General features: G+C 54.1%; 20 protein-coding genes. 1 reads left to right on the plus strand and 19 read right to left on the minus strand.

The genetic code is table 11. The features are described from left to right. Positions 1-100: 100 nt before the first annotated feature. From EHV15_RS04675 to EHV15_RS04740, 14 genes are all read right to left on the minus strand, one after another. On the minus strand, positions 101-1,222 hold the full coding sequence (locus tag EHV15_RS04675) for a glycosyltransferase family 4 protein (RefSeq protein ID WP_128635179.1): 1,122 nt from the start codon (positions 1,220-1,222) through the stop codon (positions 101-103). A 115-nt stretch (positions 1,223-1,337) separates the two neighbouring features. Then, positions 1,338-2,099 (minus strand): WecB/TagA/CpsF family glycosyltransferase, encoded by a 762-nt coding sequence (locus tag EHV15_RS04680; protein WP_246061322.1) that lies wholly within the window; start codon positions 2,097-2,099, stop codon positions 1,338-1,340. Positions 2,100-2,107: 8 nt separating this feature from the next. Beyond that, positions 2,108-3,316: a polysaccharide pyruvyl transferase CsaB gene (gene csaB / locus EHV15_RS04685; protein ID WP_128630212.1), complete on the minus strand. Its 1,209-nt coding sequence runs from the start codon at positions 3,314-3,316 to the stop codon at positions 2,108-2,110. Then, complete coding sequence (locus tag EHV15_RS04690; protein ID WP_128630213.1) at positions 3,289-5,313, minus strand: DUF5693 family protein; 2,025 nt, start codon at positions 5,311-5,313, stop codon at positions 3,289-3,291. Before EHV15_RS04690 ends, csaB begins: the two co-directional genes overlap by 28 nt. Before the next feature lie 203 nt (positions 5,314-5,516). After that, positions 5,517-7,235 (minus strand): phospho-sugar mutase, encoded by a 1,719-nt coding sequence (locus tag EHV15_RS04695; protein WP_128630214.1) that lies wholly within the window; start codon positions 7,233-7,235, stop codon positions 5,517-5,519. 26 nt (positions 7,236-7,261) lie between these two features. After that, positions 7,262-7,684, minus strand: coding sequence for a 3-hydroxyacyl-ACP dehydratase FabZ (gene fabZ / locus EHV15_RS04700; RefSeq protein WP_128630215.1), 423 nt, complete (start codon positions 7,682-7,684; stop codon positions 7,262-7,264). Between the two features lie 297 nt (positions 7,685-7,981). Then, positions 7,982-8,182, minus strand: coding sequence for a DNA-directed RNA polymerase subunit beta (locus EHV15_RS04705; RefSeq protein WP_128630216.1), 201 nt, complete (start codon positions 8,180-8,182; stop codon positions 7,982-7,984). A gap of 12 nt (positions 8,183-8,194) precedes the next feature. Next, positions 8,195-9,019 (minus strand): flagellar hook-basal body protein, encoded by an 825-nt coding sequence (locus EHV15_RS04710; protein WP_128630217.1) that lies wholly within the window; start codon positions 9,017-9,019, stop codon positions 8,195-8,197. A 28-nt stretch (positions 9,020-9,047) separates the two neighbouring features. Beyond that, positions 9,048-9,950, minus strand: a complete 903-nt coding sequence (locus tag EHV15_RS04715; RefSeq protein WP_128630218.1) for a flagellar hook-basal body protein — start codon at positions 9,948-9,950, stop codon at positions 9,048-9,050. A 79-nt stretch (positions 9,951-10,029) separates the two neighbouring features. Then, positions 10,030-11,028 carry a rod shape-determining protein gene (mreB, locus tag EHV15_RS04720; protein WP_128630219.1) on the minus strand — a complete coding sequence of 333 codons (999 nt, stop codon included), beginning with the start codon at positions 11,026-11,028 and terminating at the stop codon, positions 10,030-10,032. Between the two features lie 240 nt (positions 11,029-11,268). Further along, entirely contained in the window at positions 11,269-11,553 is a 285-nt protein-coding gene (spoIIID, locus tag EHV15_RS04725; protein WP_009223751.1) for a sporulation transcriptional regulator SpoIIID, read from the minus strand. Between the two features lie 604 nt (positions 11,554-12,157). Beyond that, entirely contained in the window at positions 12,158-12,907 is a 750-nt protein-coding gene (locus tag EHV15_RS04730; protein ID WP_128630220.1) for a M23 family metallopeptidase, read from the minus strand. Positions 12,908-13,014: 107 nt separating this feature from the next. Next, the gene (gene spoIID / locus EHV15_RS38200; RefSeq protein ID WP_246061324.1) at positions 13,015-13,908 is read right to left on the minus strand and encodes a stage II sporulation protein D; all 894 of its coding nucleotides are present in this window, start codon (positions 13,906-13,908) and stop codon (positions 13,015-13,017) included. Positions 13,909-15,524: 1,616 nt separating this feature from the next. Then, the gene (locus EHV15_RS04740; protein ID WP_128630221.1) at positions 15,525-15,899 is read right to left on the minus strand and encodes a winged helix-turn-helix transcriptional regulator; all 375 of its coding nucleotides are present in this window, start codon (positions 15,897-15,899) and stop codon (positions 15,525-15,527) included. A 179-nt stretch (positions 15,900-16,078) separates the two neighbouring features. On the opposite strand from EHV15_RS04740, the gene EHV15_RS04745 reads away from it, so the two are divergent. Beyond that, positions 16,079-17,113 carry a zinc-binding alcohol dehydrogenase family protein gene (locus tag EHV15_RS04745; RefSeq protein ID WP_128630222.1) on the plus strand — a complete coding sequence of 345 codons (1,035 nt, stop codon included), beginning with the start codon at positions 16,079-16,081 and terminating at the stop codon, positions 17,111-17,113. 352 nt (positions 17,114-17,465) lie between these two features. Here EHV15_RS04745 and murA read toward each other — a convergent pair whose 3' ends face one another. The 5 genes from murA to atpG form a co-directional block, all read right to left on the minus strand. Continuing rightward, positions 17,466-18,815, minus strand: a complete 1,350-nt coding sequence (gene murA, locus EHV15_RS04750; RefSeq protein WP_128635182.1) for a UDP-N-acetylglucosamine 1-carboxyvinyltransferase — start codon at positions 18,813-18,815, stop codon at positions 17,466-17,468. A 250-nt stretch (positions 18,816-19,065) separates the two neighbouring features. Beyond that, the gene (locus tag EHV15_RS04755; protein WP_128630223.1) at positions 19,066-19,317 is read right to left on the minus strand and encodes a DUF1146 family protein; all 252 of its coding nucleotides are present in this window, start codon (positions 19,315-19,317) and stop codon (positions 19,066-19,068) included. Positions 19,318-19,675: 358 nt separating this feature from the next. Next, positions 19,676-20,089: a F0F1 ATP synthase subunit epsilon gene (locus EHV15_RS04760; RefSeq protein ID WP_128630224.1), complete on the minus strand. Its 414-nt coding sequence runs from the start codon at positions 20,087-20,089 to the stop codon at positions 19,676-19,678. Between the two features lie 62 nt (positions 20,090-20,151). Continuing rightward, positions 20,152-21,543 carry a F0F1 ATP synthase subunit beta gene (gene atpD / locus EHV15_RS04765; protein ID WP_128630225.1) on the minus strand — a complete coding sequence of 464 codons (1,392 nt, stop codon included), beginning with the start codon at positions 21,541-21,543 and terminating at the stop codon, positions 20,152-20,154. Positions 21,544-21,577: 34 nt separating this feature from the next. Continuing rightward, on the minus strand, positions 21,578-22,438 hold the full coding sequence (gene atpG, locus EHV15_RS04770; protein ID WP_128630226.1) for an ATP synthase F1 subunit gamma: 861 nt from the start codon (positions 22,436-22,438) through the stop codon (positions 21,578-21,580). Positions 22,439-22,477 lie beyond the last annotated feature (39 nt).

Here is a 22,477-nt window from a genome sequence, read left to right on the forward strand (position 1 = left end):
TTAGCGCAGGCTCTGACTTTGTATGTATAGAGACGGAACCCCCGCAACGTGTACCACGCTAACGGGGGTTGTCCATTACAAACCGATATGAGTTTATAGATTACTTCGATCCCCGCTCTTCCCCGACCTTCATGCGCAGGCGCCCGAAGAAGTCAAGCACCGGGCGTTTCGTTTTGCCGATGAGGCCGATGATCTCGGCGCCGATCTGCAGGAAAAACACCATAACGCAGATGACGACGAAGGTGACCCAGTTGGCGTTATACATCGCCGCCGAAGACTGGATGACGGCCAGCACGCCGAAAAACGCGGCGATACCGTAGATGATCAGCACCGTCTGGCGATGGCTGAAGCCCAGTTCGCGCAGGCAATGATGCAGGTGCCCCTTGTCCGGCGAAAAGATCGGCTTCTTCTGCATCCAACGGCGCACGATCGCGAACATCGTATCGGAAAGCGGAACGCCAATCAGAATGAGCGGTGTCAGGAAAGATACAATCGCCACCTGCTTAAAGCCGAGCAGCGACAGCAGCGCCAAGCAAAAGCCGAGGAACAGCGCGCCCGAATCGCCCATAAATATTTTGGCAGGGTGAAAGTTAAAGAACAGGAATCCCAATATACTGCCAAGCAGCAGCAAGCATAAAAGCGCCACCATAACATTGCCCATAACAAAAGCCATGACGGCAATCGTGCCGATGGCAATCGCGGATACGCCGGCCGCCAAGCCGTCCAGTCCATCGATCAGGTTGATCGCGTTCGTCACGCCCACAATCCACAAAATGGTGAACGGAATCGCGATCCATGTTTCCACGGCAGCATAAGAATGAAACGGAATATTTGCAAATTCAATCCGGATATCGAAGCCGAACACAACGATGCACGCCGTCGCGATTTGCACGAGAAATTTCAGCTTTGCCGGCAAATCGAAGCGGTCGTCCAATGCTCCCAGCAGCACGGTGATCGAGCCGCCCACCAGGAAAGCCTTGATAAAGTTCACTTCACGAAGCGTGAAGATCTCCGGAATAAACGGGAAAAGCAGAAGCATCGCAATAATAAACGAAGCGAAAATCCCCAAACCGCCGAGTCTCGGCATAATTCGCGTATGAACTTTTCGGGCGTTTGGCACATCCACGGCGCCGACGGCAAAAGCGAACTTCTTGACGAGCGGCGTTAATCCCAAGGCCAAACCAAGCGAAATGATGAATCCGATGATATAAATCATCCACAACATTAAATTTTCGACCTCCAATTGTTCTGCCGGAATGAATTATACTCCGTTTAGAGAGAAACACCAACCCCGTATTTGTGCAAAATTCCGATGTTTTGCCCATAAATCGTGACTTTTAGCCCATTTTCGTAAGGTTTTCTCTGTCCCGCAGCACGCGCAATGCAAATTTAGGCAGCGCAAGCATTCTGCGGAAACGGGTAGGTTCCTTCAACAAACGGTATAACCATTCAAGGCGGAGCTTGCGAAAAGCGATTGGAGCTCTTTTTGTACGTCCCGAAATGACGTCAAAGCTGCCGCCAACTCCCATCATCACCGGCACACGCAGCTTTTCCTTGTACTTGGCGATCCAGGGTTCCTGATTGTCCGCTCCCCGAGCGACAAACAGCAGATGCGGAGCGGCTTTGACGATCTGTGCGATAACTTCTTCATCCTTATCCGGCCCAAAAAAACCGTCGCGATACCCCGCGATTTCCGTCCCGGGGTACTGCAGCGCCAGCCGCCGGGCGGTTTCCTTGACCACTTCGGGCGTGGAGCCGAGCAAATACACCCTCCATTGGTGGCGTTCACCCTGCTTCATCAGCTCGTGCAGCAGCTCGTACCCCGGTACCCGCTCGGCTACCGGGTCCCCGCCTTTTTGTGCGGCCCACACCAGCCCGGTGCCATCCGGAACTACAAGCTCGGCGTCCTGCATGACCGCCTTATAGTCCGGGATTTCCAGGGCCGTCATCATCATAATCGGATTGGCCGTAATCACCTGATGCGGCTTTCCATCGTTGGCCGCCCGGGTCAAGTAGGCTACCGTATCCTTCATCCCCCATTTGCAGACGGGGACGCCGTACACCGGTACCGTAGGAATCCCTTCCTTTGAGTTCGTCAACACCTTGCTCACCCTTTGCTCCGTAAAAATTCCACGATCCGCCGCGCCGGCACGCGCGCCTCGCGTTTGAGGCCGGCGATTTGCGAAGCCCGCCCTTTCCGCCAGACATCGCCTTCCTGCAGAAGGCGTTCGCCTTCGGCGGCCAAAATCCGCGGGTCCAGCTCCTCCGCCGTACCGACCGGGACGCTCCCGATTCGACCGAGGAATTGGTCGATTTTCGGGTCATACGAGACGCCGAGCAGCGGCACGTTTTGCGAGGCGGCGTAGATCAAGCTGTGCAGCCTCATGCCGATCAGCAGGCTGCACTCGCTCACCTCCCGCAGCATATCCTGCGGGTGCTCCGTCTCCGGCGCAATGCTTACGGCACAGCCGCGTTCCGTCACATTTCCGAGCCGATCCATCACGAAACGCGAAGCTTCGTCATCACCCGGGAAATGAAACGGCAAAAAGCGGATATGCACCGACTTGCGTCGACAAAGGAGCGACAGCCCCTCGGCCAGCTGCGATAGCTCGGTTCGCTGCGGATTCCAGAAGCGGACCGACACGCCGACGATCGGCAGAGCGGCGCCGGAGGAGTCTGCGCTTGCACCTCCCGTTTGCCCCTCGGTTACAGCGGATACGCGCTCGGATTCATCCGAAGCTCGCGCAGCCGGCGAATCGGCACCGCTCCCGCTTTCCGGCAATATCAGCCCCATCACCGGGTCCGGAACCACCTGGACATCGCCGCCGCGCAAGCCCATGCTGCGCAGCAGGCTGGCCGATTCGGCGTCGCGGACGGAGATGTAATCGCAGCGCCGGAAAACCGCGGCGATCAGCGGCCGGAACAGCTTGCGTTTCACCGGGCCGATGCCCTGAGCGTAAACGAAGGTCGGCTTGCCCATCCATTGGGCCATTTTGATGACGCCCAAATAATACGGAATCGACTTGATCCCCGTCGCGTCCTGCAGCAGGCTTCCCCCGCCGCTGATCAATCCGTCGCTGTTTTTTATAGCCTTCCTAACCTCGCCGATTTTCATCCGATGCACCGCTTCGACCCCATAGGTTCGGCGCGTCCATTCCGGATCGATCGACAGCACGACCGGCTTGATATCGACGCCCGAGGTCAGCCCCTCTTCTTCCAGCGCGAGCAGGATCGATTTCAACACCGCTTCGTCCCCGCTGTTGCGAAACCCGTAATACCCCGACAAAACTAATGTTTTAGTAGTCGCGGCGACCATTTATCCCAGCACCTTTCAATGATTTGCCAAACCAGCACGGCAATCAGTCCGAATACCAAACCAAGCCCGAGGCCCAACACGTCGCGAATCAGGGAAATCGCCGCCGGCGTATGAATATGGGCGAACGTATCGACCATCGACAGCTGCCCCATCACCGCCACGATCATCGCAAAAAACGCCCAGCGGTAACGGAAAGCGGCGAAGACGCCGACGATAAACAGCGGATGCGCCAGCAGAAACTCCTTGTTGCGCGGGCGTACGCCAAACGTGTTCTCCAGGAACGAACGGAAGGCGGCTTCGCCCGGCAGCAGCGTGCCGGCATTCCCCGTTCGAGTCAGGTAATAATACGCAGCAGCGGCAAGTACCACGGCAATCACAACCCAAATCACCGTGATCGGCATCTTCATCCAATTTTTAAGCTCTTCCCATACCGAATTGCCCCGGTACAGGAACACGTAAACAGCGATTAAAAAAATCGGCACCAAATGCAGCAGGCTGACGCCGCGGAACTGATTCAGCACGAGGCTGTACGTAATATTGTTCAGCAGCGCAATCACGAACGGAACCGCAGCGAGCGAAATAATCGCTGTTTTGACATACAATACTAACGTATGCGTCAATCTTCGTCCGCTTGTCATGCCCGGATGCGGATGCTTGTCCCGCAGTTCCTGAACCTTGCGGATCGCCAGCACCATCGCCACGGTCGGCGCACTGATCGCCACGAACAGAGCCAGCGCTTGCTCCAGCATCACCGGCTTCAGCACATACAGTCCGGCCGAGCCGATCAAACCGAGGGCAAAAGCGGCCAACGTGAGCGAAGGCAGAAAACAGGAAATCAGCAGGGCGACAAAAGCGACACCACCCAAAACGACCAAGGCTTTCAGATATTTTTGCCAACTTGAATCATGAATTTGGAAAGGCTCCGCCGTCCCCAGCTCAAAGCCGTTGTTTTCAATGCGCTGAATCGCGTTCCCCGGAGCCAGCAGCGAATGGACCAGGTTGTCGAGCGGGTCCGTGATCGCCGCTTTGCTGGCATCCTTGGACGGGGAAGCATTCAAGTAAATCATCCGGATATTGCGGTCCTTAGCGGCCAGTACAAAACGGTCAGCCAAAGTAGCCGTATCCTGAACGGCTTCCGCATCCGCCAGAGAATGCAGCCGGACCACGTTGTAATCGATCAAATACGCCAGCTTGTTGAAGCCTTTTTGCGGCGCCTTCAAGCCTTCGATCGCGGCGATGCCGATATGGTATTTGTTCAGCAGTTCGGCAAAACCCTGCAAACTGTTCATATTTTCATTGTTGTTATACCCTTTGACGGAGTCCCCGTCGAACAAGATACGGGTTACCCCGTTTTCCGCGTAAAAAGCCAACTGCCGGTCCATCGCTTCCTGATCGTAAGGCTTGCTGTCCGCAAGCCGGGGCAAAATTTGAAACCCTTTGTCCCGCAGCATAGCAAACGCAATCGGATCCTGCGGCATCGGTTTAAGTACGGCTTCTTCCATGCTCATGCCTATGATTAAGCCGCCGTGGCCTTGATACTCCCAATCGGCCACCGGAACGTCCAGCTTCCGGAACGTTTCTTCGATCATCGGCCGAAGCTGCTTCTCGTTCTCCTCGCTGGTAAAAGCGATATAGGTGTAGTTGCCGTCCGGGGAAATGACGGACTGGTTCAACTTTGCCGCCTCGAGCGCGCTAAACACCATAATTCGGCGTGCTTTCGACAACTCGTCGAGCGTGCTTTCAAACATCGCCATCGTGTGAATTCCGGCCGTTTTCAGCCGATCGAGCTGTTCGTTCATATACGCCGCCGGGTCCGCTTTATAAGAAGCGATCTCCAACAAACCGCGATAATTGAAAACAAACTCCACCTTGTTAGCGGATGACTCCGTTTCCACCCGTTGATAAATCACCGGCAATGAAGCCACGATTCCAACAATCACCAATATCCACAACCATTTGCGGGAAAAGTTATTCCACCGCTGCCAACTTCGAATCACAAAGGTACCTCCTCAGAATGCATAAATGCAGTTGCTTATCGGCTGAAGTTCGGGTTATCCCTATCAAGAAGACAACTGCAAAAGCGCACATACGACGAAACCGTTCATGATACCAACACCTTCATCATAAATGCACCATTGCAGTTAAATCTTCTCAGATTGTCATTTAAAGTCTAAGAAAATGTAACAGGAATTCTCGTCGATTAAGCATCAACGCGGGCCAGCAATTCTTCCTGCATGCGTCCAAGCCGCGCTGCCGCATCTTCATTGGACGTACCGCGGACGCCGAAATAAAATTTGATTTTCGGCTCCGTGCCCGAAGGCCGCAAGCAGCACCAGGAGCCGTCCTCCAGCAAAAACTTCAGCACGTTCTCCTTCGGCAATCCGTCCAGGCCAAGCGAGTAATCGAGCATTTCGCCAATTCGAACGCCTCCGATTTGCTGGGGTGGATTGCTGCGGAAATCCTCCATCAATGCGCCGATTTTAGCCAGACCGTCCTTGCCTTTTAGCGTACGGGACGCCAGCGTTTCCCGGTAATACCCGAACTGTGCGTAAAGTTCCTCCAGCACGTCGATCAACGATTTGCCTTGGCGTTTGTAATAAGCCGCCGCTTCGCAGATCAGCGCTGAAGCCACGACCGCGTCTTTGTCGCGGGCGTAGTTGCCGGCCAGATATCCATAGCTTTCCTCATAGCCGAACAAATAAGTATAGTCTTGGTGTTTTTCGAATTCGTTCATTTTCTCGCCGATATATTTGAAACCAGTCAGCGTATTAAACACGGTGGCTCCGTAATGGCGGGCAATCGCCGCGCCAAGTTCGCTGGTGACGATCGTTTTGACGACCGCCCCGTTTGCCGGAAGCGCCCCCGCTTCTTTCATCTGGCTTAGTACATAGTGTACAAGCAACGAACCCGATTGGTTACCGGTAAGTATTTCATATTCGCCGTTTGCCATTCTGACAACGGCCCCCATCCGATCCGCGTCCGGGTCCGTTCCGATCAGCAGGTCGGCTCCCACTTGTTTGCCCAGTTCGATCGCCATCGCAAACGCCTCGCGCTCCTCCGGATTCGGCGATTTCACCGTGGAGAAGTTAGCGTCCGGCTGCTCCTGCTCCTTCACAATATGCACTTGCGTAAAGCCCAACTTCTCCAGCACGCGGCGCACCGGCACATTACCTGTACCGTGAAGCGGTGTAAAGACGACGACCAAATCTTTGGCCGCCCCTGCCGAGAGCAACTCCCGATTCACGCTGGTGCTGGCGACCGTCTTCGCAAACGCTTCATCCTCCGCTTCGCCAAGCCAAACGAGAAGGCCCTTCGCTTCCGCTTCCTCGCGGGTCAGCCGCTGCACCTGCGCAAAGGCGCTGACCTCCTGAATGTGCGCGATCACGCGTTCCGCTTCATGCGGCACCAATTGACCGCCCGAAGCGTTGTATACCTTGTACCCGTTATACTCCGGCGGATTATGGCTGGCCGTAATGACAATACCTCCAGTCGCGTTCAGAGCTCGTACCGAAAAAGAAAGCTGCGGCGTAGGGCGAAGCGACGGGAACAGCTTGGCGGCAATCCCGTTGCCGGCCAACACTAACGCGGCCTCTAGGGCAAATTCCGGCGAAAAATGGCGGCAATCATGGGCGATAACCACCGACGGTTTCCCCTCCTTGCCGGCATGCGCTTCCAGAATATATTGGGCGAAGCCTTGCGTAGCCCGCGCCACCGTATAACGGTTCATCCGGTTGCTGCCGGCGCCGATTACGCCGCGAAGCCCCCCGGTCCCGAATTCGAGATCCCGGTAAAAGCGGTCCTCCAGCTCCTGCGGATCGTTCTCCAAACCACGCAGCTCCTGCTTGGTCGCTTCATCTACGGAAGGGTCCTGCAACCATCCTTCTACTTTCGCTTTGATGGATGCGCTGATTTCAGTCATGGCTTATGCTCCTCCTTATTTTCTCCTTATTGCAATGCGAACATAATCTCGCCTTCGGCAACCACTTTCTCATCAACCTTGGCCACCGCGCGCCCTTTGCCGATCGAGCCTTTAAGGCGGATTATCTCAACCTCCAGGCGAAGCGTATCGCCGGGAACGACTTGACCGCGGAACCGGAAATTGTCCAATCCGGCCAAAAAACCGATTTTACCGCGGTTTTCCTCCACTTGCAACATCGCCGCGGCCCCTACCTGGGCAAGCGCTTCCGTGATCAGCACGCCGGGCATGACGGGATACTCCGGAAAATGTCCGATGAAAAACGGCTCATTGATCGTCACGTTTTTGATCCCCACCGCGCGCTTTCCTGCCTCCATCTCCACGATCCGGTCAACTAGCAAAAACGGGGGGCGGTGCGGAATGATCTCCTGTATCTGTTTAATATCCAACATATGTATCTCCTTTCGGTTTTAAAAAATAGCGTATGCCCTCGCCTGAATAAAACGTAAGGCATTCGGTCAAACTGTAGTTATCCTTCGCATCTGCGCAAAGCGGAGGTTAAGATAAGGGGCTTATCCGCAGGCGACGCCAACGCCGCTTACGGATGAAGCCCTTTTGAACTGTTTTTTCGCCATACGGTCCCCCATCATTATACATTTTCCGCAGGCAAAAAGAAAACTCCCGTAGCCGGGAGTTTGTGGACATTTCCGTTCAATTCCTTCTATTTAATGTATGTTCAGAACTTCCTCTTAAGGGGCGAACACCAGATCAAACACATGCCGCCAGGTAGACCATTGCCAGATGTCCGAAGCGTCCTGCTTCCCGAATACAACGTAACCGACGACGGTGCCTGCCACCAAAGCGACGACAAGAAACAATAGGATAAGTACGATGCGCAGGATTACGATCCAGGCAGCCCGCTTGGGTGCAGGGCGACGCTCTTCAGTCATGGAATTCCCCACCTATCCGCGCAAGTTGTTGGCCAGACCCATCATCGTCTCGCTGGACGTTAAGGCGCGTGCCGAAAGTTGATAGGCCCGCTGCACCTGCACCATCTCCGCCATTTCATCGGTCAAATCCACGTTGGATTGCTCCAGCGCTCCCTGCCGCACTCCAGCCTGTTTCCCCACCGGAAGCGTCAGCGTATCGACAAGCGCATCGGCTTCATTTGCGCCGTCAGCCAATACGAACAAATTACCGTCCCGTTGACGCAGCGCCTCCGGCCGCTCCGGCGTCAGCAAAGCAATCCGGCCCACTGCCGTCACTTCTTCCCCAAGCGTAGCCCGGATATTGCCCCCACCGTCAATTTCCAGTTTGGCTCCGGCCGGAATTTCAATCGGTTCTCCATCCGAGTTAAGCACCACATATCCCTGGTTGTTCATCAGATAGGTACTTTCCCCATCGTTGGGATTCGGCTGAATGTGAAAATCCCCGGCCCGCGTATAAGCTTTGACTCCGTCCGGCGTCAGCACGCTCAACAAAGCGTTCCCTTCGATCGCCAAATCGGTGGAGTTCCCGGTTTCCTTGATCGAGCCTTGCTGAAAATTCAACGCCACATGAGACATTCTCGAACCAAAGCCCAAATTAAACCCGGACGGCGTCGCCCGCCCCGGCAAATTATTAAATTCGGGAATTTGCTGCTGAACCCGGGTCAATGTATCTTCAAACGACGCCTCTTTACGCTTATACCCTACGGTATTCACATTCGCGATGTTATCAGCGAGCAAATCGAGGCGCTGCTGGATTCCGCTCATCGATACCATGGCGCTGATCATGGAGTTGTTCATGCCATACCTCCCTATTCCCTAGCACGCGTTATACGCGGCCGATTTCATTTACCGCTTTTTCCAAACTCTTGTCATAGTACTGGATGATTTTCTGATTCGACTCATACGCTCGTTGGGCAGCCATCATATCAACCATCGACTGGGCCGCGTCCACGTTGGACACTTCCAAATACCCCTGGCGAACGATGGCGCCATCCGTACCCGGCACAAAATCGCGGATACCGGCGGCCGCATCATCCTGTGCGACATATACGCCGTTGCCTTCGCGAACCAACTGCTGCGGGCGTGCTGCGACGGTGATGCCAAGCGTTGCAACCGGAACCGTCGTCCCCGTATTGTTATCGTAAGTCGTCAATTCCCCGGCAGCATTGCTGGTCAGGCCGTCCACCGACATTCCGGGTTCCAAAACGATGGCGTTCCCTTGACCATCCAAAACGCGGTATCCGGTCGAAGTTCTAAGTTCGCCGGCAGCGTTAACCGAAAAATTGCCGTCTCTCGTGTATCGGACATTGCCGTTCTCATCCGCCACGGTAAAAAACGCCTGCGGCTGATAAGTCACCGTACCGTCCTGACCAACGTATTTTCCCGAAGCGTCGAACGCAATCGGCTGACCGGTGGCCGGGTCATTCAAACTCAAGCTGGAAAACAGGGCAAAATCGGTGCTTTTTTGCGTTTCCTTAAGATCGCCCTGAACGAACGAAGGCAAACTTTCCTCCGCAAACACCCCGGTCACCAGCTTTCCGATGGGTGCGGGGCTTCCCGACTGCTTGTCTCCCATTAATGCGATCAGCATCTCCGGAAAAGAGTGCGCCACCGAATTCACCTGCTTGTACCCCGGTGTATTGAGATTGGCGATATTTTGCGTCACCGTATCATGGCGCCGCTGCTCCGCCAGCATGCCCGAAGCCGCCGTATAAAGACCTCTTAACATGGCCTTCCCTCCATCAGCCCAAATTTTATGTTCAATTGCCCCATGGGCAATAACATTCCTTCATTATAATATCGGCGGATCAGAACTTTTTCTTGAGGGCCTTGTCCAAATTGTCGAGCATGATGCCGGTCCCCTTCACGACGCAGTGCATCGGATCTTCCGCGATCAGCACCGGTACGCGCAGTTCTTCCGCCAGCAACTCGTCAAGTCCGTTCAGCAGAGCGCCTCCGCCGGTCAAGATCACGCCGCGGTCGATAATGTCGGCGGATAGTTCCGGCGGAGTGCGCTCCAGCACCGATTTGGCCGCTGCCACGATGGACGAAATCGGGTCGGCCAGCGCTTCCTGCACTTCGTTCGCCGTAATCGTCACGGTTAGCGGAAGCCCGGAAACCATGTCCCGCCCGCGGATATCCATTTCGTCCGATCGTCCGTTCGGATAGACCGTTCCGATCTTGATTTTGATATCCTCCGCCGTCCGTTCGCCGATGAGCAGCTTGTACTTCGTTTTAATATATTTAATAATGGCGGCATCGAACTTGTCCCCCGCGACTTTAATGGACGAAGCCGTGACGATGTCCCCCATCGAGAGCACCGCCACATCCGTCGTCCCGCCGCCGATGTCGACAACCATGTTGCCGCTCGGTTCGTAAATATCCATTCCGGCCCCGATGGCTGCCGCCTTCGGTTCCTCTTCCAAGAAAACTTCTTTGGCGCCGCTGCGCTCTGCGGCTTCGCGAATCGCTTTCTGCTCCACCGAGGTGATGTTCGTCGGGGCGCAGATCAGAATGCGCGGGTGGCTGTACCAGCTTCTTCCCCCAACGCGATCGATAAAATACTTCAGCATCGTTTCCGTAATTTCAAAATCGGCGATAACCCCGTCCCTCAAAGGACGAATCGCGGTGATGTTGCCCGGCGTGCGCCCCACCATTCGCCTCGCTTCTTCGCCAACGGCCATAACGCGCTTTCCTTCGCTATCAATAGCCACAACGGAAGGTTCGTCTAGAACAACGCCCTTTCCCTTGATATGAATCGCCACATTGGCCGTGCCTAAATCAATACCAATATCCTTGCTCATCATCACGATGCTCCCCCAAAGCGTATTTTTAACGGATCACGGAAAAGACGGTACAGCCATTTCCAGAGCCCTATGGTAAAAGTCCCATATCTCAGAAGTCGGATTCGACAAATGCCGATCATAATCGTTAAAATTCGGGAATAATGGATGAAACTCCACGATCTTATACCTTAGTTAAAAATACCATACTTTAGGGGAAGTGTTCAATCCTAATCAGCTTAGAGCAATCTTAATATTTACCCATTAGTTTACCGAGCTGATCACCTCGCGTTTGGACTGGCCTTTTTTCTTATACTTGATCTTGGTCGCTTCCCCACCCCGCAGGTGACGGATCGACTTGTGGTACTCGAGAATGTGTTTGACCTGATCGGCCAAATCCGGATTGATCTCCGGCAGACGTTCCGTTAAATCTTTGTGCACCGTGCTCTTCGACACGCCAAACTCCTTGGCGATCGTCCGGACCGTGTGCCGCGTCTCAACGATGCACCGGCCTATTTTAATCGTCCGTTCCTTGATGTAATCGTGCACGCTCCCGCCTCCCTCTGCTTCGAGATAGTTTGGTACATTATATGAGTGGCGGGCCTATATATTCTTTGTTTCCAAGCCTGACAAGCTTCCGTGGAACCAATTTATTTTCGGGGCTTACAAATGTCTGCCGCCCGGCGGGGGAAAAGTGCAAATGGCATACGCGTTTTTCGGGGAGATTGCAGTTGAGGCTGAGAAATGCTTGGGGATAAGAAAAATCGCCTGACGGTGTCCTTTAATGGCTCTGAATGGCTCTGACTTCTACTTTGGAGCGCTTGGAGGCTCTTCCTAAACTTTGGACGCTATTCTAACGGACACCAGCGACCTTATCCGCCCATTTCCCGGGTATTTCCCAGGCTAACGGACACACATGACTCTATTTCGCTCTAAACCCGTTCATCCAGGACGATTTGAGGTAAATAAGGTCTTCTGTGTCCGTTACATTTTGCAAACTCCTGTTTTTTCGCAAATAACGGCTCTGCTGTCCCTTAGCCCCCAGATTCCTCTTCTCCTCTATGTTAAAAAAACGGAGGACTTTCGCCCTCCGTCATACATACGATCCAATGGCCGGATCGCTTCTGCGTTATGTTGGTTTCGCCGGGTATAGTTAGTTCTTCGGAAGAACCGTTTGCGGATTCACCAGCTCGTCGTTTTCATAAACGGCGAAGTGTACGTGGTTGTCGAGATCTTTTTCCATCTCGTTGCGACCGGCGCTGCCGACCACATCGCCTTGCTTCACTTCGGCGTCCTTCTTCACTTTTACTTCCGACAAGCTTTCGTACACGGTTTTCAGGTTATTGGCGTGGGTAATTTCCACGACATAACCGAGCAGCGGAACTTCCTCCACCCGTGTCACTTTACCGCTCATTGCGGCTTGAACATCAAACGGCTTGCCGTCTTCGCGCGCCAGGTCAATCCCGGTGTTCGGCGTAAACGTATCGTTATACTGCACCAATGCCGCCTGATGCTCCTCCGCCGTAGCATCCTTTTCATAGAAAGGCTTGACGACGGATACCTCGGACACATTCGCGACCGGCCATGCCAGATCTTCGGAAGAAGCGATCACTTCGGCAGCTTCTCCTCCCTGAGCATTCTCTTGGCCCGTCACATCCTCTTCGCCGGACAGGTTTACGGAGTCGGTCACGCTGGCGGGGGTCGAGTCCATCGGCTTGTTGCTCGCATCCTGGTAGACCCACACTAAGGTTAGTATAATTGCCGCTGCCGCCACATATGCTGCCGGGTAAACCCATCTCTTCGACAATAACCTTTTCCACGAAGATACCGGAGCAACCGGTTCCCCCAATCCAATTTTAGGAGATTCCTCGCGGGACTGTTTCTTTTGATCTTGTTCATTCATTTGGTCATCACCTCAGTAACCATTGTTACCGGGGCGGATTCTTTTATACTCGGATTATATTAAAATTTCAAAAAAAGTTAGAATACAAGTTTGCCATACTCTTTCGGCTACTTTAAAAAATGCGAGGCCTGCTGGAAGGCGATCCCCGTATAGTAGTGTTTTAAAATCTGCGTGGCCGTGAAGCCCTGTTTGGCCATGCCGTTGGCCCCCCACTGGCTCATTCCGACACCGTGGCCGTATCCGTAGGTGGTGATTTTCACCTCGCCTGCGTCCAGTGTCATCGTAAACTGGCTTGAGCGCAGATCCAGCTTTTCCCTCACTTCCCGGCCGGTGTACACCTTGCCGCCGATACGAACTTCTTTTACTCGCCTCCCGGTCGTCCACGACAGCACCTTAAACGGGGCGGATTTGCGAGAGGCGGACACCTGCCGGCTTGTACCGCTGCTCCCGAAAACGGCCTTGACGTCCTCCGGCATCTCCTGGCCCAGTTTGCCGAACAACTCCGTTACCGGCATGCTGACGGTGTCCCGGTTTTTGGGGTTGATGCTCGCGTCCCAGGGGCTGGGAACGCTGCGCAAGTATGGAATTTTCAAAGACCAGTATTCCTCGGAATTTTCCGTATAGCCTCCGCTGGAGGAAAAAAAGGACGCGGTGATAGGCTCGCCCCGGTAGGTCATGACGATCCCCTGCGTTTGCCGGGCCGCCTCCTGCAGCTTGGCCAGCTGCTCGGCTTTGCCGTTCGTTTTCCATCCGTTCAACACGGAGCGGGAAAGGTAAACCTGATGGCCGACCGTATCGGTAACGTCGGCATCTCCCGCCGGGACGCCGCTCGTGTCGCCGGCGGCCAGACGGCGGACGATGAAGGTGCGCGCCGCGATCGCCTGCGCTTTGAGCGCCGCCAGCTCGAAGTCGGCCGGCATTTCGGCGGCGATGACGCCGGTCACGTACTGTTCGAGCGGCACGGTTTCGACGGCGCCGGTGCGCGACAGGTAGACGCGCACCGGCGTGTTGTCCGCCAGCGGGGCCGGGGCCTCGCCGGCCTGCGCTGGCGGCGCAGCGGCGCCGTCCGCGCCGCCAGCGCCCGGCTGGCGCGGCGCGTGCGCCTGGACGGCGGCGGGCGGCGTGCCCGGCTCCGCCGCCGGGTCCGTGCGCGCGGCCGGCGCATGCGCCGCGCGCCAGGCGTGCAGCGCTGGCAGCAGCAGCGCCAGCGCCAGCACGGCGAGCGCCGCCTGCCAGGCGGCGGCGCGCCGCCCGCCCCATCCGCCCGCCGGGCGGCGGATGGGGGGCTTTCGCGTGCGCACGCTGACGCGCACGCGGTCCGCCCGCGCGCGAGCGTCTGCGACGCGCGCGGGCGTCTCCGCCGCGGCCTGCTCCGCGCCGCGCGCACTGCCTGCCGCCCCCGCCGGCTTCGCACCGCTCGCTGTTTCTATCACCGCACCCGCTTTTGCCCGGCTTGCGGCTTCTGCTACCGCCCCCGGCTTCGCGCCACGTACGGCCCCCACCGCCACGATCGGCTCCGCACCGCTAACGGCCCCTGTCGCTACCTGCGGCTTCGCCCCGCTCGCGCTTTTCCCTGCCGCAGCCGTGCCCGCACCGCCTGCGGCTCTTCCCGCCAGCGGCGGCTTTGCCCCGCCAAGCGGCTCCACCTTACCGCAGCCCGCCCGCACGGCCGGCGGCAACTCCGTCGCTGCTCTGCCCGCCGGCGTCTCCGGCCTTGGCGCGACGTTTATTTTCAAAGAACGCGTTTTTTCCTGCATCAACTGGGTACCTCCATCGGATTCATGCTGTCAGCGAACTCCTAATAACAAGCACATCCTAGCTTTTGCCTCGTTATATCGTTTGATCGCTATACTCATAGATATGAGTTTTCAGGATTTGCTAGAACCGAAAATCTTCGAATGGGCGGGTAAGCTACCGAAATTCCGATGTTTTGAAAGGTTTCGTTTCAAAATGTCTGGTCTTACGGACTCCAGAGCCCTTATTTGCTCATTTCCCCGGTATTTCCCGCCCTAACGGACTCAGATGACGTTATTCGCCCCCCAAATGAGGCGATTTGCGATATTTTGATGGAAATAACGGCTCCTCAGTCCGTTAAAATTTTGCCCCCCTCGTTTTGGACCATATAGCGTCTCCTGAGTCCGTTAGAAGTGTGGTCAAACAACGACTGTGACATTAACTTGTGACTTCGCAAACTATGAACTCCTTTTCCCGCAGAGCGAACGTCTATCATAAACGTAAAAAAACGGCATGGGCTCCATACCGTCTTAAAGTTGCTTATCTAATTTGCCTTCCAGCAGCAGGATGATGTTTTGACCGAAGGGCCCGAAGCGAGCAGGACGCCGCTGAACAGCGAAAAACATAAGGGTAAAAAATGGCGTTATCCCAGCGATACCCGTCCACTTGAGAGAAATAAAGGAAATTTATGTCGCTATTTCCCCCCCGCCGCCAGAAAATGCCCACGTTCTGACCATTCATAGGAAAATAAGGACAAAAAATACCGCTAATGGAGATGAACATGCTGGGCTCCGGATAATAAGTACATATAATTCCGCTATTTTGAAATCCGACGGGCCTTGCCCATCTTTCTCATCACGTTTTCTTCTGCCTAAAACCCGGACTACGACTGCGCTTCCGCCGATTTCAGGAGCGACTTTTGGTTTTTGTAGATTTCGCCCCATTCCTTCATCTTTAGAATGATCGGGACTAGGGTCTGGCCGAATTCGGTTAACGAATATTCCACCTTCGGGGGCACTTGATGGTACACCTCGCGGTGAACGATGCCGTCCTGCTCCAGCTCCCTGAGCTGCAGCGTCAGCATCCGTTGGGTGATCGTCGGGCAGATCCGCCGGAATTCGTTGAACCGGATCGGTCCGTTGATCAAATGATACAGCAGCACACCTTTCCATTTGCCGCCGATGACATCCAGCGTATATTCGACCGGGCAGCCTTCCTCATTGGGGCAAACACCGTAGCCGCTTTTGCGATCGCGCATCTTTGCTCAACTCCTTAATAGAGGTTGCAGAAAACCTGACTTTTTAAACTCGTATTAATAGTATACAAATGAATACTATATAACATGATTGTGCGTACTTACAATTTTAAAATATATGTTTTACATTAACAAGTGTTAAAGGGGTTAACTAATTCAAACCAACACGGAGGTATTAAAAAATGGCTAAAGAAATGATGAAAGCAGTAGGGTTCTACAAGTATTTGCCGATTGACGATCCTGAAAGTCTTCTGGATGTGGAAATCGCAAAGCCGGTTCCGGCCGGCAAAGATTTGCTCGTAAAAGTCAAAGCGATTTCCGTGAACCCGGTGGACGTTAAAGTGCGTTCTCCCAAAAATCGCATCGAACAGGCGCCGCGTGTGATCGGCTGGGATGTCGCCGGCATCGTGGAGCAAGTTGGTCCGGAAACAACGTTGTTTAAGCCTGGCGATGAAGTATATTATGCCGGAAGCATCGTACGGCCCGGCGGAAACAGTGAATTCCACCTCGTCGATGAACGGATTGTCGGACGCAAGCCGGCTTCGCTTGGATTTGCCGAGGCGGCGGCCCTGCCCTTGACCGGAATTACCGCCTGGGAAGGCTTGTTTCACCGGCTTGGCATCTCCACAAACGCCAAAGAAAACGCCGGCAAGTCGCTGCTCATCATCGGCGCCGCCGGGGGCGTCGGCTCCATAGCCACGCAGCTGGCCAAACTCGCCGGACTGACGGTTATCGGCACCGCTTCGCGGCCGGAATCCGCCGATTGGGCCAAACAAATGGGGGCCGATCATATCATCAATCATTATGAAACGTTTGTGCCGCAGCTCCAGGCCATCGGCTTGAAGCACGTGGATTACATCTTCTGCTTGAACAGTACGGAAAAGCATTGGGGAAACATGGCGGACGCGATCGCCCCGCAAGGAAAGATCTGCTCGATTGTGGAAACCGATGAACTGCTAAATTTGACGCTCCTGAAGGACAAAAGCGCAACATTCGTGTGGGAGCTGATGTTTACCCGCCCGATGTTCCAAACGGAAGATATGATCGAACAGCATAAGCTGCTAAGCGAGCTGTCCCGGCTCGTGGATGAAGGCCAAATTCGCACAACGATAGCCGAAAAACTGGAACCGATCCATGCCGCCAACCTGCGTAAAGTTCACGCCATGCTGGAAACAGGCCGGACCATCGGCAAGATCGTTCTAGAGAACTTTAGTTGATCAACGTACTTAGCCGGTTAGTTGCAAAAGCTACAACTAGATTTAATCCAAGATACGGATTTGTATGTTTTAATTGCATTTCCTGCAACTACATCCAAACATGTCTGTCAGCCTTGCTGATTAATCAGATTTAATTGTAGGATTTGCAATTAGACAAGCGTTTGACTACATATCCGTATTAATAATTGTATGTTTTACAGCTATTCAGCGGCTCCCCCTCGCGGCAGTTGTTCTTCCGCTATCAGGAAGCTGATATCTTCAACAAAAAAAACCATGCTGCTGTCAGCATGGTTTTCCTTCACTCCTATAATATAACCATCATTTCGGTCATGCACGGAAAAAAGTTTATTCATTACGCCCAGGAAGGCTGGATTTTCAAAGCCGGCATTTCCTCTTTGACGGTTACAAGAACTTTTTCGGCTTCCTGCGAGGTCTGTTTCTCGTCGATGGCAATACGCCAAATATCTGCGCCAAGTCCGGACAATTTCTCGGCCAAATGAACGTAACCCCGGTCGATATGGTGCGTACCGCTGACTTCGGTCGTTCCGTCGGCAGCCAGCCCGGCAATGATCAACGCCGCGCCCGCGCGCAGGTCGGTCGCACAAACTTTGGCTCCGCTCAGCTTGGACTCTCCGGTTACGATCGCGCTGCGGCCCTCCACCTTGATCTCCGCATTCATTAAGCGGAACTGGTCCACATGCATAAAGCGGTTTTCGAAAACCGTCTCGGTAATCACGCTCGTTCCCTGGGAAACGAGCAGCAAGGCCATCATTTGCGACTGCATATCGGTCGGAAATCCCGGATACGGCAGCGTCTTAACGTCTACCGCTTTAAGCGGTTTGCAGGCGATGACGCGAACGCCGTTCTCCTGAATCTCCACGGTTACGCCCATCTCCTCCAGCTTGGAAATGACCGGTCCCAAATGATCGGCAATCGCTCCTTCGACAAATACGTTTCCACCCGTAACGGCGGCGGCAATCATAAAGGTTCCCGCTTCAATGCGGTCGGGGATGACGGTATGCTCGCAGCCGTGCAGCTTCTCCACACCTTCGATGCGGATGACGCCGGTTCCCGCGCCGCGAACCTTCGCGCCCATTCCGTTCAAGTAGTTGGCCAGATCGACGATTTCCGGTTCCTTGGCCGCATTTTCGATGACGGTCGTCCCTTCCGCCAACGTTGCTGCCATCATGATGTTTTCCGTCGCTCCGACGCTGGCCACGTCAAGATATATTTTAGCGCCGCGCAGCCGTCCCTGCGATTTGGCTTCAATGAAGCCCTGACCAAGGTTGATCTCGGCCCCCATCGCTTCAAACCCTTTCAGATGCTGGTCGATCGGTCTCGTTCCGATCGCGCATCCTCCAGGCAGCGAAATTCGCGTGAAACCCGTTCGTGTCAGCAAAGGACCCATGACAAGAAAAGACGCCCGCATTTTGCGCACCCATTCATAAGGGGCTTCACATGAAGCGATGTGCTGTGCGTTCACCGTGATCACTTCCCGGTCATATGTAACTGTCGCTCCAAGTGATTCCAAAACTTTATTAATGGTCATTACATCGTCAAGCGGAGGAGCATCGCGAATAACGCTGATCCCTTCCTCACCTAATAAAGACGCTGCAATGATCGGTAGCACTGAATTTTTTGCACCGCTTACTTTTACGTTCCCGGCCAATACATTGCCACCGCGGACGATAAATTTGCTCATCATGTTCCCTCCGCGCGTTCATTTTCACTTTTTTCCCCGATTGGAAGAAGGTACCCCGTTCATTCCCTAAACTCCATCATATCACCTGTCATTTAAGGCGTACAAGGCGCTAATCTTGTCGAATAAGCTCGTTTTGGCTAGGAAACAGCCATTTGTCCCGTTCTCGGGCTTGCTTTCGAGTCGTAGTCCTTATTCACCATTGTTGACACATTGAAATGATGTTATTCGACATTTTCTTACCACGGATCTTTCAAAACATATACTTCAACATTTGGGTGTAACCCCAATATTCCATTACAAAGTCGGCGACAAAGCGCCCAAGCACAATGGCGAGCAGCAGCTGCAGCAGCTTTCCTTGCGGGCTTTTCGGATGCCGGATTACAAGGTCCAGCTTCAGGTTCTGCAGCGCCCACCAGGAGACGGCGATACAGGCTAACGAGATAAGGATCGCCGCCAGGCCATTCACCCCAACCGAGGTTGGCACGGTCTCGACCGGACTCATGCTTACATTCACTCCATTACGTTTTATATTTATGCTGCAAGCACCTAATCGGTTAATGCCTCTTTGCAAAGTAACCCTATGGCTCATGTCCCCGCTTTATAATTTTGGTCAAAAATATAGAGCCTTATATATCATACTTGCCCGCGCAGGAATAATCCAGCTTTTCTTTGTCTGCAAAGGGTTACAAAAACATCAATTTTAAAAGCGATTTCTTTTGCTTAAAACCGCATCTTTAGTATGTTCTCCATGAACGGTAAATTTTCCTGCGAAAGCCCCAATTTTAAACGGAATCAAATAAGCAAAACGCCCTAATTCGTCAAAAACCAGGCACCTAAGAGGATGCCTGGTTTTTGGGGGCCTATTTCTTAGCTTTAGAGGATACGTTGATCCGCGTAACCGCCCGCTGCAGCGCAAGCTCGGCCCGGCGATGATCGATACGGTCCTGATTGCTTCGCGAAGCCAATCTGCGTTCGGCCCGTTCCCGGGCGGCGATTGCGCGTTCCACGTCGATCTCCTCCGGCAGCTCGGCGCTTTCGGCGAGTACGATCACTTTGTCGCTTTGCACTTCAATGAATCCGCCATGCACGGCGATCAAAATGGTTCCCTTGCCTTTTTTAGCCACAATCGGTGCCACCTGGAGCGGCGTGACGAGGGGGATGTGGCCGCGCATAATGCCAAGCTCCCCTTCTATGCCCCGGACAGTCAGACTGTCCACCTCTTCCGAGTACACCACATGCTCCGGCGTGACGATTTCTAATAAAAAGGTGCTCACTTGTTATCCCTCCTGTTCGCGGGATAGTTCATTTCTGAAGCATCCGCTTTAACGGTGCGGTTTTACAGCGTCTTTGCTTTTTCGACAGCTTCTTCAATCGTACCAACGAAGAGGAACGCGGCTTCCGGAAGATCGTCATGTTTGCCGTCAAGAATTTCCTTGAAGCTGCGGACCGTTTCAGCAACAGGCACATATTTGCCCTTGAAGCCGGTAAACTGCTCTGCTACGTGGAACGGCTGCGACAGGAAGCGTTCGACTTTCCGGGCGCGTGCCACCAGCGTCTTATCGTCATCGGAAAGTTCATCCATACCGAGGATGGCGATAATATCCTGAAGCTCTTTATAACGAGCCAAAATTTGTTTTACCCCTTGGGCAACCTCATAATGTTCTTGTCCCACGACTTCTGGACTCAGAATCCGTGAGCTGGAAGCCAGCGGGTCAACCGCAGGGAAAATCCCTTTTTCGGAAATTTTCCGCTCGAGGTTCGTCGTCGCATCCAAGTGGGCGAACGTCGTAGCCGGCGCCGGGTCGGTGTAGTCGTCCGCAGGCACGTAAATGGCTTGAATCGAAGTAACGGAACCTTTTTTCGTGGAGGTGATCCGTTCTTGCAGCTGACCCATTTCCGTAGCCAGCGTAGGCTGATAACCTACCGCGGAAGGCATCCGGCCGAGCAGGGCCGATACTTCCGAACCGGCTTGCGTAAACCGGAAAATGTTGTCGATAAACAGCAGAACGTCGCGGCCTTCCTGGTCACGGAAATACTCGGCCATTGTAAGGCCGGTCAACGCTACGCGCAAGCGAGCACCCGGCGGTTCGTTCATTTGCCCGAATACCATGGCCGTTTTGGAAATAACGCCGGATTCGGTCATCTCCATGTAAAGGTCGTTCCCTTCGCGCGTCCGTTCCCCTACACCGGCAAACACGGAAATACCGCCGTGTTCTTGTGCGATATTGTTAATCAGCTCTTGGATCGTAACGGTTTTCCCTACGCCGGCGCCGCCGAACAAGCCGATCTTACCGCCTTTCGCATAAGGAGCCAGCAGGTCGATGACCTTAATCCCGGTTTCCAGCATTTCCGCTTGCGTCGAGAGCTCTTCGAACTTCGGCGGCTCGCGGTGGATCGGATATCTTAATTCCGTTACGGCTTCGCCTTTATTGTCGATCGTTTCGCCAAGGACGTTAAATACGCGGCTTAAAGTCACTTCCCCGACCGGAACCGAAATCGGCCCCCCTAAATCGATCGCTTCCGTGCCGCGCACAAGACCGTCCGTCGAGGCCATGGCGATACAACGCACCAGGTTGTCGCCGAGATGATTGGAAGCTTCCAGAACCAGGGCGGACTGGCCATCCTGTTTCTCAATTTTTATTGCGTTGAAGATTTCCGGCAGTTGACCGCGCTGAAATTCGATGTCAACAACCGGACCCATTACGCTGACAACGCGTCCTTTGTTCATCTTCGTTTCCCTCCTAATAATGCTTTCGGAACTATCAGCTCTGCGCGTTCGCCCCTGCGACAATCTCCGTAATTTCTTGGGTAATCGCGGCTTGACGAGCGCGGTTATATGTCAGGGTAAGCTCATTGATCATTTTTGTCGCGTTTTTCGTCGCGCTGCCCATCGCCGTCATTTTGGCACCAAGCTCGCTCGCCTTGCCTTCAAGAAGCGCTCCAAAAATCAATGTTTCGGCATACTTCGGAAGCAGCACTTCGAGCACTCCCTCAGGTGAAGGCTCATACTCATAGCTGCTGGTTGGGCCTTCCGCGTGCACGGACTCGAACGGAAGCAAACGTTCGACCGTCGGCACCTGCGTAATCGCATTGACGAACCGGCTATAACAAACGTAAATTTCATCGAACTGTTCCGTCTCAAAACCTTGAACCGCGGCGTACGCCAACGATTTGATGTCCGCGAATTTCGGCGTATCGGACAGTTCGGTTACTTCTTCAACAACCGTATAATTGCGGCGTTTTAAATAGTCTCTGCCTTTTCGTCCGATAACGAAGATGCCATATTCCGCCGAAGAGGCGTGTTTGCTCTTGATCAGATCCGTTACTTTCCGCAAAATATTCGCATTGTAGCCGCCGACCAAACTGCCGTCCGAAGTAATGACGATATACGCCGTTTTCTTCACCGGACGCGATTCGAGCATCGGATGACTAACCCCTTGAGTTCCGGCGGCAATGCTGGAAACGACCTCCTTCAGCTTTTCCGCATAAGGGCGGGAAGCCTGCGCTTTTTCCTGCGCTTTGCGCAGCTTGGCCGAAGCTACCATTTCCATCGCTTTCGTGATCTGCCGGGTGTTCTGAACGCTTTTGATCTGGCGCTTGATTTCGCGCATCCCTTTTGCCATGATTTCACCACCTTAAAACTTTGGCGGAGCCAAAGTTAC

Source organism: Paenibacillus oralis (assembly GCF_003863965.1).
GTDB lineage: Bacteria > Bacillota > Bacilli > Paenibacillales > Paenibacillaceae > Fontibacillus > Fontibacillus oralis.